Consider the following 16,561-nt stretch of genomic DNA (forward strand, 5'->3'; position numbering starts at 1 on the left):
AGCATGGGTGGCTTCCTTCTTCGCCTCGTCGTCGGCATTGCGCTTGCCCTGATCATGGGGCCGATCCTCGTGGTGCTGATCGTTTCGTTCAGCTCGGGGGACGCGCTGGTCTTCCCACCGCCGGGCTTCTCGCTGCGCTGGTTCGTCGAGTTCTTCGGCATTGTCGAAATGCGAGACGCCTTTGTGCTCAGCATCTTGCTCGCGCTGACCTCGGCCTGCGCCTCGGTCCTGTTGGGGCTCTTGGGCGCGATCTATGTCTCGCGCAATCGCAACGGGCTTTCGACTTTCCTGCAAATGCTCATCATCGCGCCGCTGGTGTTCCCGGCACTGATCCTCGGGCTTGCCTTGCTGCTGATCTACAAGACGGTCAACATGAGCGTCTTGCCGGGCCTCTTCATTGCGCATGTCGTCGTTTGTCTTCCCTACGCATTCCGTGCGGTGCTGACATCGCTTCAAAGTTTCGACACGACGCTCGAAGAGGCCGGCCAGAGCCTCGGCGCCGGTCCGGTGCGTTCGTTCATGCTCATCACGCTGCCGATCATCTGGCCAGGCGTCCTGTCCGGCTGGCTCTTCGCATTCGTCGTATCCTTTGGCGAGCTGAATACTGCGCTCTTCCTGACCGGCCCGGGGGTGGTGACGCTGCCGATCGAGATCTTCAGCTACCTCCAGTTCCAGGGCAATCAGCTCGTCGTCGCCGCGGCGTCCTCATTGCAGATCCTGATCATCCTTGTCGTTTTGGCCTTGGCCGAGAGGTTGGTCGGAGCGAAACAGATCGTCCAGAGATAGGCAGACAGATATGGTGAGTTTTACCACGCGTCCCGAACTGAGCGGCACTTTCGGTGCGGTCAGCTCCACTCATTGGCTTGGCACCTCGGTCGGCATGTCGGTGCTCGAACGCGGAGGGAATGCGTTTGATGCGGCCGCCGCCTGCGGCTTCACGCTTCAGATCGTAGAGCCCCATCTGAATGGTCCGGGTGGCGAAGTGCCCATCATCCTCAAGAGCGTCAAGGAGGATGAGCCGGTGGTCATATGCGGTCAGGGTGTGTCTCCGGCGCTGGCAAGCCTGGAAGCCTTCCGATCGCTGGGGCTTGAGATGGTGCCGGGTACGGGCCTTCTGCCCGCCGTGGTACCGGGTTCCTTTGACGCCTGGATGCTGCTCCTGCGCGATTACGGCACCCTGCCGCTGGAAGATATTCTCTCCTATGCAATCGCCTATGCCGAAAGCGGCTTTCCGCTTCTGCCACGCGCGGTCGCCTCGATCATCCCGGTAGAGGACCTGTTTCGAAACGAATGGCCGAGTTCGGCAGAGGTCTGGCTGCCGCATAATCGCGTGCCGAAACCGGGTGCTGTCATGCACATGCCTGCCATCGCAGCGACCTATCGGCGGATATTGGCCGAAGCCAAGGCAGCCGGATCGGATCGCGTCGTTCAGATCGAGGCGGCGCGGCGCGCCTTCTACCAAGGGTTCGTTGCCGATGCGATCGACCGCTTTTACCGAACGGCAGAACTGTTCGACACGACGGGCCGCCGCAACCCCGGGCTTCTTCGAGGCGAGGACCTTTCCAATTGGTCAGCGACCAAGGAAAAGACGCTGTCGCGCGACTTTCACGGGTTGACGGTCCACAAGACGGGTCCGTGGGGACAGGGACCGGTTTTCTTGCAGCAGCTTGCCCTGTTGTCGCAGCTCGATATCGGCAGCTTCGATCCCTATGGCCCAGATTTTGTCCACACCGTCGTCGAAAGCGCCAAGCTTTGCTTTGCGGATCGCGAAGCATTTTACGGTGATCCGAACACGTCGGACATTCCGATCGATATCCTTCTGTCCGATGATTACGTCCGCGAGCGCGCAAAACTCGTCGGCCCCGAGGCGTCGCAACAACTGATTGCCAGCCATCTGCCCGGAGCGGCGGAGCGTCTTGCGCGGATCGCAGCCCGCGCCGGCAGCGAAGTTCCTCAGGGGCCAGGCGGAGGCGAGGTTACCTTCGCGGCTGTCCCCGAGATCGAAGGCGATACCGTGCATCTCGATATCGTCGACCGGTTCGGCAACATGATTTCGGCGACCCCGAGCGGCGGCTGGCTGCAGAGCTCGCCCGTCGTTCCCGGGCTCGGTTTTCCGATCTCGACGCGCGCCCAGATGTTCTGGCTGGACGAAGGTTTGCCATCCACTCTACGTCCAGGAACAAGGCCACGCACGACATTGACGCCGACGCTCGTCACTCGCGACGGCGAAGGTTATCTTGCCATCGGAACGCCAGGAGGCGACCAGCAGGATCAATGGCCGCTGACGGTCTTCCTGCGCCATATCCTGCATCGACAGGGACTTCAAAGCGCGATCGATGCACCAATGTTCCACAGCAAGCACTGGCCAGGATCATTCTATCCGCGCGAATACGAGCTTGGCCGTCTGCTAATCGAAGATCGTTACTCGGCTTCCACACTCGCTTCGCTCCGGGAAAGAAGCCATAGGCTATCCGTTCAGGACAGCTGGTCGCTTGGGCGCGTCTGCGCGGTTGAGCGCAGCAATGGATTGCTCTACGGCGCGTCGACACCGCGCCATATGCAAAGCTACGCCATAGTACGGTAATCACGATCGCGTTGACGCCGGCCCGTGTTGGACCGGGCCGGCGTCAGGAAATGCACACGATGAGGCTGCTGGTATTCTTCAGCCGCCGAGATGCAGCGCGACGTATTCAAGCTGCCGGTTGTCGGTCGACCAGAGATGCTCGACCTGCTGCGCCATGGGATCAGGGAAGATGTAAGTCTGCCCTTGGGCGATGCCATCTACTATATTGGCGGCGGCATATTCGGGGGTTGCCTTTTCCGGATAAGGCACTTCCTTTGCCAGATCCGTTTCGATCGGTCCCGGATAAATGCCGATGACGGTGATGTTGTGCTTTTCCAGCGTCCCGCGGAGGGACTGCGTGATGGAATGTACGGCGGCCTTGGATGCTGAATACCCGGCCATCATGGGAACGGCCGAGAGGCCGACGACGCTGCTCACATTCGCGATCGTGCCGGATTTACGGGCGACAAACTGCGGCGTGAAGGCTCTGAGAACCCGAAGGGTGCCGAAGAAATTAGTCCGCATATCGTCTTCGAAGGTCTCCCAATTGCTGTCGAGATAATCGCCGAAGGCCAAGGTTCCTGCATTGTTGACGAGAACATCGACATCCCCGGCGGCTTCGGCTGCCGCATTCACCGACGCATCGTTCGTGATGTCGAGCCGCAACGGGACAACCCGCTGATCTCCAAACGCCGGCAGGGTCTCCGGATCGCGAGCGGTGGCGTATATTTTCGCCACTCCGGCCTTAAGCATTTCCCGCACTATGGCTGCGCCGATGCCGCGATTGGCGCCGGTCACCAGGGCAACTTTGTTAGAAAGGGTCATAGTCTTCTCCTGAGTCTGATCACTTGCTGTTGGGATGCGGAAGACCGCTCGGCTCGGAGCCGACGGTTTACAAATGGACCACGGGTTCGAGCGAGCATTGGATCGCCGCGCTCATCCGATAAAGTAAACGCTTCCGTTTACCTGAAGCGGATGTAAACGAAGTCGTTTACTTCGTCAACGGGGACCGCTATAGATCAGAGGCGGACATTCATGAGGATGATGCGATGGTCCAGAACATCGAGATCGAAGGCAAGAAGCTTGAGATCGTGAAATACGCTTTCGATCGGTTCTACGAAGGCGGATTTCATGCGACGGGAATGGAAGCCGCATTGGCTGGCAGCGGCATATCCAAGCGGACGATCTATAAGTATTTTCCGTCCAAGGAAGACCTGATCGAGGCGGTGCTGCAGCGTTATAGCCAGGTTATCGTGGATGACCTCTTCGGTCCGGTGGCGGATATCATCAGCGACCCCCGCGAGCAGATCGTCGCATTCTTCGATGTCAGCAGGATACCCGGCCGCATGCTCACCCGCGGCTGCCTGGGGATGAAGGCGGCGCAGGAATTTACGGGCAAGCATCGCCGCATTGTCGAGCTCGGAATAGAGGCAAACACTCGCGGCGAAGCCAAGTTTCTCGAACTATGTCGGCAGGCGGGTCTTGTCGAGCCTGCTTCGGTCGCAAAGCAGCTCAGCCTGATCTTTCAGGGCGCCCTGGTGCTTTCGCACACGTCGGGCGAGACATCACCATTCCTCGTGGCGAAGGAGGCAGCCTCGGCCGTTCTGGAAAAGGCGACCGCAGCAGGTCGCAAGGATGCGATGTCGAAACACTAACAGGCTGGCGCCGCGGAATGCCTCGTCCAGCCATCCTTGCGAACTGAGAGATCTCACCCTACCCGTCTCACCGTCACCCTGCCAAGCATTTTCGTGCCAGGCATCGAACCCCTCCTCCCTTTACTGTCGGCCTGCGGCTATATTCCTCCTCGCTAAAGCAAAGCTCCCGGGGGGAAAGTATGAGCCAGCAACCCATTCCGCTCAAAACGACTGCCGCCAGGTTTGTCCGCGCGGTCAAGGTCTTCCTGACTTCCCATGTAGGCGGAAGGGCAAGGCTGCTTCTCTTTGCCCTGGTCGCACTCTTTTGCGGCATCAGCGCGCTCAACGTCGTCAATAGTTTCGTCGGTCGAAACTTCATGACGGCCATTGCCGAAAGGCGAACCGCCGAGTTCACGCGCCAGGCATTTCTCTACACCGGCGTATTCGCTGCCTCGACCATCGTTTCCGTGATTGCCCGCTTTGCGGAGGAACGTCTCGCCTTGCTCTGGCGGGAGTTCCTGACCCATCGGGTCGTCGGCTCCTATATGAGTGGCGGCACCTTCTATAGAGTGAGCGTCGGAGGTAAGCTCTCGTATCCCGACCAGAGAATTGCCGACGATATCAACGCGTTTACAGTCACAACGCTTTCGTTCGTCCTGATGCTGCTCAATAGCGTGCTGGCAATTTTGACCTTCTCGGGAGTGCTGTGGCTGATCAGTCCGCTGCTTTTCATCGCCGCCGTCCTTTACGCGGCATTCGGATCCTACATGACCATTGCGTTGGGCCGACCGTTGATCAGCCTACAATATAATCAACTCGACGCCGAGGCGGCCTTTCGCTCCAGTCTGATCCGGGTGCGAGAGAATGCTGAATCGATCCTGTTCGAGGGAGGGGAGCAACGCCACGCGAACCTTTTGCTGAAGCGGTTCGATGAAGCTGCCGGCAATTTCAGACGGATCATATCACTCAACCGCAATGTCGGCTTCTTCACCACGGGCTATAACTGGATGATACAGATCATCCCTGTCATCATCATCGCTCCGGCCTTCATTCACGGCGACATGGAGTTCGGGGTGGTCACCCAGTCCGCTGCAGCGTTTGCGATACTTGTGGCCGCATTTTCCTTTATCGTCAGTCAGTTTAAGTCGCTCTCCAACTTCGCAGCCGTCGTTGCCCGCCTAAGCTCGCTGGTGGAAGTTATGGAGGAGAGGCAACCATCAGGAACATCCAATGTCGAACTCCTTGAAACAGATGGGCAACTTGCCTTCGATCAAGTGACGTTGACGTCACCCGCAAAAGGCCGCTTGTTGGCGGATCTATCGGCATCCGTCCCAACCGACGTCAGAATGCTTGTGGTCGGAGACGACGAAGTCGCCGGCGTCGAGCTATTCCGGGCCGCGGCCGGTATCAGCATTTCCGGCAGCGGACGCATCACTCGTCCGCAGCAGGATCAGATCCGCTTCATCCCCCAGCGCCCCTACCTCATTCCCGGAACACTGCGCCAAGCACTCGTACCGGTCGATAAGCCGCCCGGCATATCCGATGAGCAAATTCTCGGGTTGTTGGATGAACTCGGGCTTGGCCATCTGATCGACCCGGAGAATCCGGACAGGGAACAAGACTGGGGAACTGTCCTGTCGCCGCGGGAACAGCAACTCCTGATAGTCGCCAATGCGATTGTTGCCTCACCCCGATATGTCGTCGTGGAGAAGGGCGAAGTGACTTTTGGTCATGAACTGATGGACCGGATCCTCGGACTTTTCGCCGAGAGATCAATCGCCTGCCTCAATTTCGGAGAGCCCGGCACGCCGCGCGGCCGGTATGACATCGTTCTGGAATATCACAAGGACGGAAGCTGGGCGTGGATCGATCAACGAGGCAAGCCCTGAAAGCCAGTTGATAGCATGGTGCGATAGATATTCTCGACTTCGGGGATGCTCATCGACACAATTATCCCGTGTCATAATGCTTACGGGGCCGTTGCGGAAGAGTTGTAAGAGGTTTATCATTTCCACCAGAGCCACTTCGGAGTGAAACCGAGATGCTGGTCAAAGATGTAATGACGGCTACGCTCGTCAAAATATCACCTGACAATAGTGTCGAGCACGCGGCTCGAACTATGCTGGAAAATAGCGTAAGTGGCCTTCCGGTCGCTGATGATATGGGCCAGCTCGTCGGCATTATCAGCGAAGGCGACTTGATCCGTAGAACGGAAGTGGGAGCAGGCGAACTCGCCCCGCTTGCCGGCACCAAAGTTTCCCACGAAGACAGAGCCCACGACTACATCAAGCGTCATTCCTGGCGCGTGGGCGATGCGATGACCGGCAATCCCGTAACCATCCATGCGGATGCCTCTCTTGCCAAAGCCGCGCAGATGATGGCGGAGCACGGCATCAAACGCATTCCCGTCGTAAAGGACGGACAATTGATCGGTATCGTCAGTCGCGCCGACCTGCTCCAGGCATTTCTTGTGGCTCGGCAGGATAGAACAATGATCGGCGACGACGCCATTCAACGCATCATCTCGACCCGCCTGGGAGAAAATACGGGACTGGAGGGATTTGAGTTGAAGGTTACCGTTACAGACGGAATTGTGCATCTCTGGGGAAATGTCGACACGGAAGAGTGCAAGAAAGCCGCACGTGTTGTTTCCGAAAGTGTCAATGGCGTCAGAGGCGTTGTCGAGCACTTCTCATAGTCTTCTTCCTGAATACGCAGTCGTCCGACTACCGACATAACCACCTATTCCTTCACAGAACATTCTGAAGTCTCTGGATTACGTCGCTGGCGAGGATCGCTGTTCTCGAGACACTATCGAGACCTATCATCTCAGGCGGTTCGATAGTGGCGGCTCAGCATGGGATCGTCGCAAGTCCGATGGGCGGATTGCAACAAGCCAGCATAGGTCCTTTCACAAAGATGCGGTGTCTCAAAGCGCTAGGGTAAAACGAGCAACGGGGGCAAGGGGCATGACCAGCAAGCACACAGCCCTTCCGGGCGACCTTCCGCAGCCCGGTCCCCTGGAAGACCTGCTGCTGCAATACGGCTGCGGGCCGATCAAATTCAACGGCGGCAACAACGCCCTCTATGAACGACATCTGCTTTTCGACAACGCGCTCATCCCGTCCGAAGTTGGAAACCGGGAGCGATACGAGGCGGCCGCCCGCTCCGTTCGGGATATCCTTTCTCAACGCTGGCAGCAGACCGAACAGGTCTATGGTCGGGAAAATCCCAAACGCATCTATTATCTCTCGATGGAATTCCTGATCGGCCGGTCGCTGAGCAACAACATCCTCAACCTGCGCCTCGACCCACTGGTCCGTCAGTTCTTCAAGGATAACCAGTTGGATGAACTGGCGATCCTCGCGGAGGAACCCGATGCAGGCCTCGGCAATGGTGGGCTCGGGCGGCTGGCGGCATGCTTCCTGGATTCGATGGCAACCATGCAATTGCCGGGCATGGGATATGGATTGCGCTATGAATACGGCATCTTCAAGCAGACGATCGTGGACGGCTGGCAGCAGGAGCAGCCCGACAACTGGCTGCGCCGACCTGACCCCTGGGAGGTGGCGCGCCCGCAATTTGCAGTGACGATCGATCTCGGCTGTTCCTTCGAGGTGCGAAGCGGAAACCTGAAGGCGATCACCGGCAGGCCATCGAAGCTGCTCGGCATTCCCTATGACAGGCCGGTGGTCGGGTATGGCGGCAAGACCATCAACACGCTGCGGCTCTGGGCTTCCGCGGCCCCCGACAGTTTCGATTTTCAGGAATTCAGCTCCGGGGAGTTCGTCGGCGCATTGGCCGAGCGTTTGACCGCAGAGACCGTCACCCGCGTGCTCTACCCGGACGATTCCACAAGCATGGGTCAAGGCCTGCGCTTTGTTCAGGAATATTTCCTGGTCGCATGCTCCCTGGCGGATCTCATTCGTCGCTTCCGCGCGAATAATAGCGACTGGAATTGCTTGCCCGACAAGGCCGCGATCCAGCTTAACGACACGCATCCGAGTCTGGCCATTGCTGAACTGATGCGCATCCTGCTGGACGATGCTGCTCTGGGCTGGGACGAGGCCTGGGATATCACCAAGCGCACGCTCGCCTACACGAACCACACTCTTCTTCCCGAGGCATTGGAAAAATGGCCGCTCCGCTGGTTCGAACTCATGGTGCCGCGTCATATGGAGATCATACTGGAGATCGACCGCCGGCTGAGGCAGGAGGCGACAGCACGCTGGCCTGACGACAACGATCGTGTCGCACGGGTGGGCATCGTCGAATCCGGCAACAATCCTCTGGTCCGGATGGCGAACCTTGCGATCACGGGCTCCCACAGCATCAATGGCGTCGCTGCGATACACTCAAAACTATTGCGAGAGGTGACGGTAAAAGATTTAGCCGAACTCTATCCCGATCGTTTCAACAACAAGACGAATGGCATTACGCCGCGGCGCTGGTTGTTATTGTCGAATCCCGATCTCGCCAGCTGCATAACCGATGCCATTGGTGATCGCTGGATCACGAAGGCAGAGGATCTCGAAAGGCTGAAGCCGCTTGCCGATGACGGCGAATTCATTGCTGCGGTGCGTGCGGCGAAGCGCCAGGCGAAGTCGCGTTTCGCCGAATGGCTGAAATCGCAAGCAGGCATCCAGGTCGATCCGGATACGATCTTCGACTGCCAGATCAAGCGCATACACGAATACAAACGGCAACTGTTGAACGGGCTGAGGATTGTCGCGCTCTACAACCGGCTTCGAGAGAACCCGGATATCAACATGCCAGCACGCACTTTCTTCTTTGCCGGAAAGGCAGCGCCCGCCTATCACGTGGCCAAGCTCATCATCAAGTTTCTGAACAATCTTGCCGATACGATAGATGGCGACCCTGCGGTGCGTGGCCGTCTCCGGGTCGTGTTCCTGCCGGAATATTGCGTCTCTGTGGCCGAACGCCTGGTTCCAGCAAGCGACGTCTCGAACCAGATCTCGACCGCCGGATTTGAAGCCAGTGGTACCAGCAACATGAAATTCATGATGAACGGCGCCTTGACCCTCGGCACCCGAGACGGCGCAACGATCGAAATGGCCGAGGCAGCGGGCGAGGAGAATTTCTTTCTCTTCGGGCTGACCGCCCAGCAAGTCGCCGAGAGCCAGGGCTGGTACAGTCCCTGGTGGCACTACGAGAACGAGCCGGAGATTCGCTCCGTTCTTGACCTGATTTTGTCAGGTCATTTCTCTCGCCATGAGCCTCAGCTCACCGATGCAATCCGCAACATATTGCTCGTCGGCGGTGACACATACAGGCATTTGGCGGATCTCACGTCCTACATGGAAGCAGACCGCAAGCTTCAATCACTCTACGCCAAGCCGGAAGCATGGACCAGGAAGGCAGTCTTAAACATCGCGAGTTCAGGGAGATTTTCCAGTGATCGCACAATATCGGAATATGCGAGTGAAATCTGGAATGCTACGCCATGTCCCGTTCCGTGAGGGGACGGCACAAGCAATGAGAAAACCACACGGAGAAGTGGCGTTCGTCCGACCCCTTCGGGTTATTTTTTGTGACTCGGCCTGAATTTTATGCAATACTAAAATACAAGATTTGCATGTAGGGCGAGGCGTTGCCTGCTGGAAATCTCTCCAGGGGCATAGCTACCACCCATTATCCTTAGCCTGCATGCACCAGGCGCTACAACGTAGCTTCCATTTCGTTGAGCATCGCATCTGCAATCTTTGAAAATCGTTCTCAATAACAGTCCGACATCATCAGGGAGACTTCGATGGCTTCGCTTGAGACGGCAGTTAGCAGGCAATCTGCAGCAGACGGTACCCGAACAGAAAAACCCCTATCGACCGACGAACTTCACTTGGTCGATGCCTATTGGAGAGCTTCCAACTATCTTTCGGTCGGCCAGATATACCTGCTCGACAATCCACTCCTAAAGAAACCTTTGAAACGCGGACACGTAAAGCCGCGCCTGCTCGGGCACTGGGGAACATCCCCGGGCCTGAACATGCTCTACACGCATCTAAACCGGGTCATCAAGCGTGACGACCTCAACATGGTCTACGTGATCGGCCCCGGCCACGGCGGACCGTCGCTGGTGGCTCACGCCTACCTGGAAGGCACCTATAGCGAGGTTTATCCGAATATCGGCCAAGACAAGGAAGGCATGAAGAGACTGTTCAAGCAGTTCAGCTTTCCAGGCGGCATACCGAGCCATGTCGCGCCGGAAACGCCCGGCAGCATTCACGAGGGTGGAGAGCTTGGATATGCCTTAAGCCACGCCTATGGCGCAGCCTTCGACAATCCGGACCTGATCGTTGCCTGCATTGTCGGCGACGGCGAGGCCGAGACAGGGCCACTCGCGACCGGATGGCACGGCAATAAATTCCTCAACCCGGCCCGCGACGGCTGCGTTCTGCCGATCCTTCATCTCAACGGATACAAGATCGCCAATCCATGCTTCCTCGCCCGCATCCCGAAGGAGGAGTTGCAGAAATTCTTCGAGGGCATGGGATACAAGCCCTATTTCGTCGAGGGGCATGATCCCGACAAGGTTCACCAGCAACTCGCCGGAACTCTCGACACGGTCATCGCCGAAATCCGATCGATTTGGGCCGAGGCCCGTACGAAGGGCAACGTCAAGCGTCCCGCCTGGCCGATGATCGTATTCAGAACCCCAAAGGGATGGACTTGCCCAAAGGAGATCGACGGGAAGAAATGCGAGGATTACTGGCGGTCGCATCAGGTGCCCATGGGCGAGATGGACAAGCCGGAGCACATTCACATCCTCGAGCAATGGATGAAGAGCTACCGGCCCGAAGAGCTCTTCGAGGAGGATGGTAGCTTCAAGCCGAAATTGGCTGCGCTGGCGCCCACGGGCCATCGCCGGATGAGCGACAATCCCCACTCCAATGGCGGGTTGCTGCTGCGTGATCTCAAGATGCCTGATTTCCGCGACTATGCGGTGGAGGTCCCGAGCCCCGGCGCAACGATGGTTGAATCGGCACGCGTGATGGGGAAATTCCTGCGCGACGTGATGAAGGCAAACCTTAAAAGCAAGAACTTCCGCCTGTTCAGTCCTGACGAGAACAACTCCAACCGCTGGCAGGATGTGCTCGAAGTCACCGATCGCTGCTACATGGCCGAGATCTATCCGGAGGACGACCATCTTTCGCCCGATGGCCGCATCATGGAAGTTCTCAGCGAACACCAATGCCAGGGGTGGCTGGAAGGCTACCTCCTGACGGGTCGCCACGGCTTCTTCTCCTGCTACGAAGCCTTCATCCACATCATCGACTCGATGTTCAACCAGCATGCCAAGTGGCTGAAAGTCTGCAACGAGATCCCGTGGCGGCGGCCGATCGGCTCGCTGAACTATTTCCTGAGTTCCCACGTCTGGCGACAGGATCACAACGGCTTCAGCCACCAGGACCCAGGCTTCATCGACCACGTCGTCAACAAGAAGGCTGACGTCGTCCGTGTCTACCTGCCGGCGGATGCCAATACGCTCCTGTCTGTCACCGACCACTGCCTGCGCAGCCGCAACTACGTCAACGTGGTCGTTGCCGGCAAGCAGCCCGCGCCGCAATGGCTGACCATGGAGGAAGCCGTCAAGCATTGCACCATGGGCCTTGGCATCTGGGAGTGGGCGAGCAACGACAAGGGCAGCGAGCCGGATGTGGTCATGGCATGCTGCGGCGATGTTCCAACCCTCGAAACACTCGCCGCAGTCCAACTCATCCGTGAACATCTGCCCGAGCTGAAGGTGCGCGTCATCAATGTTGTGAACTTGATGAAATTGCAACCAAAAGAAGAGCACCCTCACGGACTGTCGGACGCTGATTTCGACGCCCTGTTCACCAAGGACAAGCCGATCATCTTCGCTTTCCATGGCTATCCGTGGCTGATCCACCGGCTCACCTATCGCAGGCACAACCACCACAATCTCCATGTGCGCGGCTACAAGGAAGAAGGCACGACAAGCACGCCCTTCGACATGGTGGTTATGAATGAGCTCGATCGGTTCCATCTGGTCGAGGACGTCATTGACCGGTTGCCGCAGCTCGGTGCTCGTGCCGCCTATTTCAAGCAGGCACTCCATGCCAAGCTGATCGAGCATCGCGAGTACATCGAGCAATATGGCGATGACATGCCGGCGATCAGCGGATGGAAATGGGGTCTGAAGAGCCCCGCGGAATCGTCCCGCACGACATCTACGGAGGGGGACAACGTATGAAAGACGCAGAATGGCGGCCCTCACGCGGCGTCCTAGCGATTGCCGGCCACCTATGACCCAAAGGCTCTCGACCAATTCCGATCTTGATCGCATGCCTACCGAGGAGGACCTCGGTAGGCTTCAGTTCACGACGATCCTCTACTATCTGCAATGCACCAACCCGGACAACGGGCTGGTGCGCGACAAGACGCAAATCGATGCGCCGGCCAGCATCGCCGCTATCGGAATGGCTTTGGCGACGCTTCCTGTCGTGGTGGAGCGCGGCATCATCATCCGGCCGTTCGCTGCCAAGATTGCCCGAAGGCGCCTAGCATTCCTGCTGTCATGCCCTCAGGGTCCGGAGCCGGATGCATCGGGCTACAAGGGCTTCTTCTATCATTTCCTCGACATAGAAACCGGTCGTCGGGTCTGGCAGTGCGAATTGTCCACTATCGACTCGGCCATCCTGTTTGCCGGAGCACTCACGGTGGCCGCCTATTTCGACGGCGACACCCCGGATGAGATCGAAATCCGGCGGATCGCCAATGAACTCTACGAACGAGTCGACTGGAATTGGGCTTGCGATAACGGACTGACCCTCACGCACGGCTGGCGACCGGAAAACGGGTTCATTCCCTATCGTTGGCGGGGATATGACGAAGGGCTGCTGCTCTATTTTCTCGGCCTGGGGTCGCCGACCCATCCCTTGCCGCCCGAAGCATATGCCGCCTATACCGAAAGTTACGATTGGAGAAACATCTACGGGCGCGAGCTGCTCTATTCCGGGCCGCTGTTCACGCACCAGCTCTCGCATATGTGGATCGACTTCCGCGGCATCCGCGACGAATTCATGCGGGATCACGATAGCGACTACTTCCAGAACAGCCGTCACGCGACCTATGTCCATCAGGAATACGCCATCCGTAATCCGAAGAAATTCGTTGGTTATGGAAAGCACTGCTGGGGATTCACGGCAAGCGACGGACCTGGTTGGATCAAAAAGACGATCGACAGCGTGGAGCGGGAATTCTTCGACTATGTCGCAAGGGGCGCACCTTTCGGACCGGACGACGGAACCGTCTCGCCGTGGGTAGCGGTCGCCTCCCTGCCCTTCGCCCCCGAGATCGTCATTCCGACCATCCGGAGCTTTTCAAAAATGCGCCTCGGCATGGCGCGTCTATACGGTTTCAAACCGTCGTTCAATCAGACTTACCCGCTGGAAAGCAGCGAAACCGGATGGTGGGTCAGCCCCTATCATTTCGGCATCGACCAGGGCCCGGTCGTCCTGATGATCGAAAACTACAGGACGGGGCTGCTGTGGAATATCATGCGCCACTGCAAACCGGTTGTGGTCGGCCTGCGCCGGGCCGGATTTACCGGGGGCTGGCTTGGGGATTAGTCACGCCTAAAGAATGATCTATGATCAGGCGACACCAACGCGCCGCCTGAACGCTCGCTCTCTTCAAGGCCGCCGCTTGAACGTGTTTTCCAGCGCCGGAAATCGACGTCCCCGGACATCCCCGGCATATTCCGCGACAGCAGCGGCAACCCGTTTTCCAAGTTCGTCGTAGCGCTTGACGAAGCGCGGCGTGAATTCATTGAAAAGCCCGAGCATGTCGTCCGAAACCAGAACCTGGCCATCGCAGGCCACCGACGCGCCGATACCGATCGTCGGCACATGCATTGCGGCTGTGATTTCGCGGGCCAGGGGCTCCACCGTACCCTCGACCACGACTGCAAAGGCACCGGAATTCCCGATCGCGTTCGCGTCACGGCGGATTTTTGCAGCCTCCTGTTCCGAATGGCCGACCGAGCGATAGCCGCCGGCCGTATGAACCAGCTGCGGCATCAGGCCGATATGTCCGAGAACCGGAATGCCCCGCGCCGTCAGGAAGGCGATGGTCTCAACCATCTCTTCGCCGCCTTCGAGCTTGACCGCATCGCAGCCGGTTTCCTGCAGGATGCGAACGGCATTGCGAAAGGCGACCTCTTTCGATTCCTGATAGCTTCCGAACGGCATGTCGACAACGACGCATGCGTGGCCGACGCCGCGCATGACCGCCTGGCCGTGCGCGATCATCATGTCGACCGTCACGGCCGTGGTGGTTTCCATGCCGTAGAGCACCATGCCGAGCGAGTCGCCGACCAAGAGCAGATCGCAATGCTCATCGAGCAGACGCGCGATCGGCGTCGTATATGCAGTCAGGCAGACGATTGGCGTGGTTCCCTTCATGGCCGTAATGCGCGATGGCGTCAGGCGCTTTTGGATCCCGGTTGCACTCATCGACTAGCTCCTTTCCTTACCATGCCCTGTCCGCCGAGAACGCGGTTATCGAGAAGCCGTGTCGTGCCGATCCGCACGAACAGGGCAACGACGACCGGGTCCTTGATCTCAGTAACAGGGCGCAAAGTCGAGGCATCCCTGACGGCAACGACCTCCGCATTGGCCAGAGGTTCGCGGCCGAGGAAAGCCGTCAACCTGTCCTCGAGATCTTGCGGATCCGTCATCCCGTCCGCGACCAGTCGCTCCGCCTCGTCAAGCGTCTGCGGGACGATAATGGCGGCACGGCGCTCCGTCTCGCTGAGATAAACGTTGCGCGAGGAGAGCGCGAGGCCGTCCTTGTCCCTCACCGTTGGCACGGCGATAATCCGCACCGGCATCGTCAAATCCTCGACCATGCGCTTGATGACGACGACCTGCTGATAATCCTTCTCGCCAAAATAGGCCCGCTGCGGCTGTACGATGTTGAAAAGCTTGGAGACAACGGTCGCGACTCCGGCGAAATGCCCCGGCCGCACGGCGCCTTCAAGTTCGCTGCCGATCTCAGGGACATCGACCACCGTCAGCATCGGCTGCGGGTACATGTCTTCGACACCAGGGGCAAAGAGCATGTTGACGCCTGCCTCTCTTAGCATGGCGGTGTCGCGTTCCAGATCGCGGGGATACTTGCTGAGATCCTCCGCTGGCCCGAACTGCAACGGATTGACGAAAATCGAGGCGACGACAATGTCGTTTTCGGCCCGTGCGCGCGAGACGAGTTCCATGTGTCCGGCATGCAGGTAGCCCATGGTCGGAACAAGCCCGACCGCGCGCCCGTGCCGTCTCAACGCATCGAGCGCTCTGCGCAACTCGCGTATGTTCGAGAAAACGCGCATTCTTCCTCCATCACTCCACCTCGGGCGCATAGAAATTGCAACGAGCGCGCAACGTCAATGAGCTGCGGCTGATAAAAACGATTAGATGACCGATGGACGTGCTGGAGATGCCCGTCCATCGGAACACCTTCAAAGCTTTTATATCAGCTATCGAAATCAAGGCCGATATCGAGGACAGGAGCGCTGTGGGTAATCCAGCCGACGGAGATAAGGTCTACGCCCGAGGCAGCTATCGCGGCTGCGGTTTCCGGAGTGATGCGTCCTGAGGCTTCTGTGATTGCCCGTCCGTCGACGATGCGAACGGCCTCCCGCAATTCGCCAGGCTGCATGTTGTCGAGCAGGACCGCATCGACGCCATCCTCCATGACCTCGACCAACTGGTCCAGCGTATCGACCTCGATTTCTATTTTCACCATGTGCCCTACCGAGGTCTTGGCGCGACGAAGAGCTTCACGGACACCACCTGCAATCGCAACATGATTGTCCTTAATCAGCATGGCGTCGTGCAGGGCAAAGCGATGGTTCATGCCGCCGCCTGCCCTAACCGCATATTTTTCAAGCGCGCGCAAGCCAGGCGTCGTCTTGCGGGTGCAGGCCACAGCAGCCTTCGTTCCTGCGATTGCCGCGGCGATCGACGCGGTAACGCTGGCGATGCCCGAGAGATGGCCCAGGAAATTGAGCGCCGTGCGCTCTGCCGTCAGCAAGCCACGCGAAGGTCCGGAGATGGTTGCGACGACGTCGCCCGGCCTGACCGCCATACCGTCTTTCAGGTTGCGCGTCATGACGATGGTGGGGTCGACGAGTTGAAAGGCGAGGTCCGCGGCATCGAGCCCAGCAATCACGCCCGGCTGGCGTGCAGCCAAGACGACGGTGGACCGGTGGTCTTCCGGAATGACGGCAGCGGAGGTTATGTCGCCGGAAAGGCCGAGATCCTCGATGAGTGCAGTCCGCACTATCGGTTCGATGACCACACGTGGAAGGGGGACGAGGCTCATG

Annotated in this window: 12 protein-coding genes; 8 read left to right on the forward strand and 4 right to left on the reverse strand. The window is 58.5% G+C overall.

The window, feature by feature from the left end; genetic code table 11:
- The first annotated feature begins 3 nt into the window (after positions 1 to 3).
- Complete coding sequence (locus DTW90_RS16630; protein ID WP_132523179.1) at positions 4 to 786, forward strand: ABC transporter permease; 783 nt, start codon at positions 4 to 6, stop codon at positions 784 to 786.
- A gap of 10 nt (positions 787 to 796) precedes the next feature.
- On the forward strand, positions 797 to 2,584 hold the full coding sequence (locus DTW90_RS16635; protein ID WP_132523177.1) for a gamma-glutamyltransferase: 1,788 nt from the start codon (positions 797 to 799) through the stop codon (positions 2,582 to 2,584).
- Positions 2,585 to 2,662: 78 nt separating this feature from the next.
- Here the strand turns inward: DTW90_RS16635 and DTW90_RS16640 are convergent, their stop codons facing one another.
- Entirely contained in the window at positions 2,663 to 3,388 is a 726-nt protein-coding gene (locus DTW90_RS16640) for an SDR family oxidoreductase (protein ID WP_149339676.1), read from the reverse strand.
- Between the two features lie 224 nt (positions 3,389 to 3,612).
- On the opposite strand from DTW90_RS16640, the gene DTW90_RS16645 reads away from it, so the two are divergent.
- The 6 genes from DTW90_RS16645 (at position 3,613) to DTW90_RS16670 (ending at position 13,808) form a co-directional block, all read left to right on the forward strand.
- Positions 3,613 to 4,218: a TetR/AcrR family transcriptional regulator gene (locus tag DTW90_RS16645; RefSeq protein WP_149339678.1), complete on the forward strand. Its 606-nt coding sequence runs from the start codon at positions 3,613 to 3,615 to the stop codon at positions 4,216 to 4,218.
- 179 nt (positions 4,219 to 4,397) lie between these two features.
- Complete coding sequence (locus DTW90_RS16650; protein ID WP_132523171.1) at positions 4,398 to 6,086, forward strand: SbmA/BacA-like family transporter; 1,689 nt, start codon at positions 4,398 to 4,400, stop codon at positions 6,084 to 6,086.
- Between the two features lie 152 nt (positions 6,087 to 6,238).
- Positions 6,239 to 6,895 carry a CBS domain-containing protein gene (locus DTW90_RS16655; RefSeq protein ID WP_132523169.1) on the forward strand — a complete coding sequence of 219 codons (657 nt, stop codon included), beginning with the start codon at positions 6,239 to 6,241 and terminating at the stop codon, positions 6,893 to 6,895.
- A gap of 271 nt (positions 6,896 to 7,166) precedes the next feature.
- Positions 7,167 to 9,677: a glycogen/starch/alpha-glucan phosphorylase gene (locus DTW90_RS16660; protein WP_132523167.1), complete on the forward strand. Its 2,511-nt coding sequence runs from the start codon at positions 7,167 to 7,169 to the stop codon at positions 9,675 to 9,677.
- 290 nt (positions 9,678 to 9,967) lie between these two features.
- Positions 9,968 to 12,430: a phosphoketolase family protein gene (locus DTW90_RS16665; RefSeq protein WP_132523165.1), complete on the forward strand. Its 2,463-nt coding sequence runs from the start codon at positions 9,968 to 9,970 to the stop codon at positions 12,428 to 12,430.
- Positions 12,431 to 12,482: 52 nt separating this feature from the next.
- Complete coding sequence (locus DTW90_RS16670) at positions 12,483 to 13,808, forward strand: glucoamylase family protein (RefSeq protein ID WP_149339680.1); 1,326 nt, start codon at positions 12,483 to 12,485, stop codon at positions 13,806 to 13,808.
- 63 nt (positions 13,809 to 13,871) lie between these two features.
- Here the strand turns inward: DTW90_RS16670 and panB are convergent, their stop codons facing one another.
- From panB to nadC, 3 genes are all read right to left on the reverse strand, one after another.
- The gene (panB, locus tag DTW90_RS16675) at positions 13,872 to 14,693 is read right to left on the reverse strand and encodes a 3-methyl-2-oxobutanoate hydroxymethyltransferase (protein ID WP_132523161.1); all 822 of its coding nucleotides are present in this window, start codon (positions 14,691 to 14,693) and stop codon (positions 13,872 to 13,874) included.
- The gene (panC, locus tag DTW90_RS16680; protein WP_132523159.1) at positions 14,690 to 15,565 is read right to left on the reverse strand and encodes a pantoate--beta-alanine ligase; all 876 of its coding nucleotides are present in this window, start codon (positions 15,563 to 15,565) and stop codon (positions 14,690 to 14,692) included. The genes panB and panC overlap by 4 nt, the downstream gene beginning before the upstream one ends.
- Positions 15,566 to 15,708: 143 nt before the next feature.
- Positions 15,709 to 16,560, reverse strand: a complete 852-nt coding sequence (nadC, locus tag DTW90_RS16685) for a carboxylating nicotinate-nucleotide diphosphorylase (protein ID WP_132523157.1) — start codon at positions 16,558 to 16,560, stop codon at positions 15,709 to 15,711.
- Position 16,561 lies beyond the last annotated feature (1 nt).

The sequence above is a fragment of the Neorhizobium sp. P12A genome, from assembly GCF_008365395.1.
Lineage (GTDB): Bacteria > Pseudomonadota > Alphaproteobacteria > Rhizobiales > Rhizobiaceae > Rhizobium.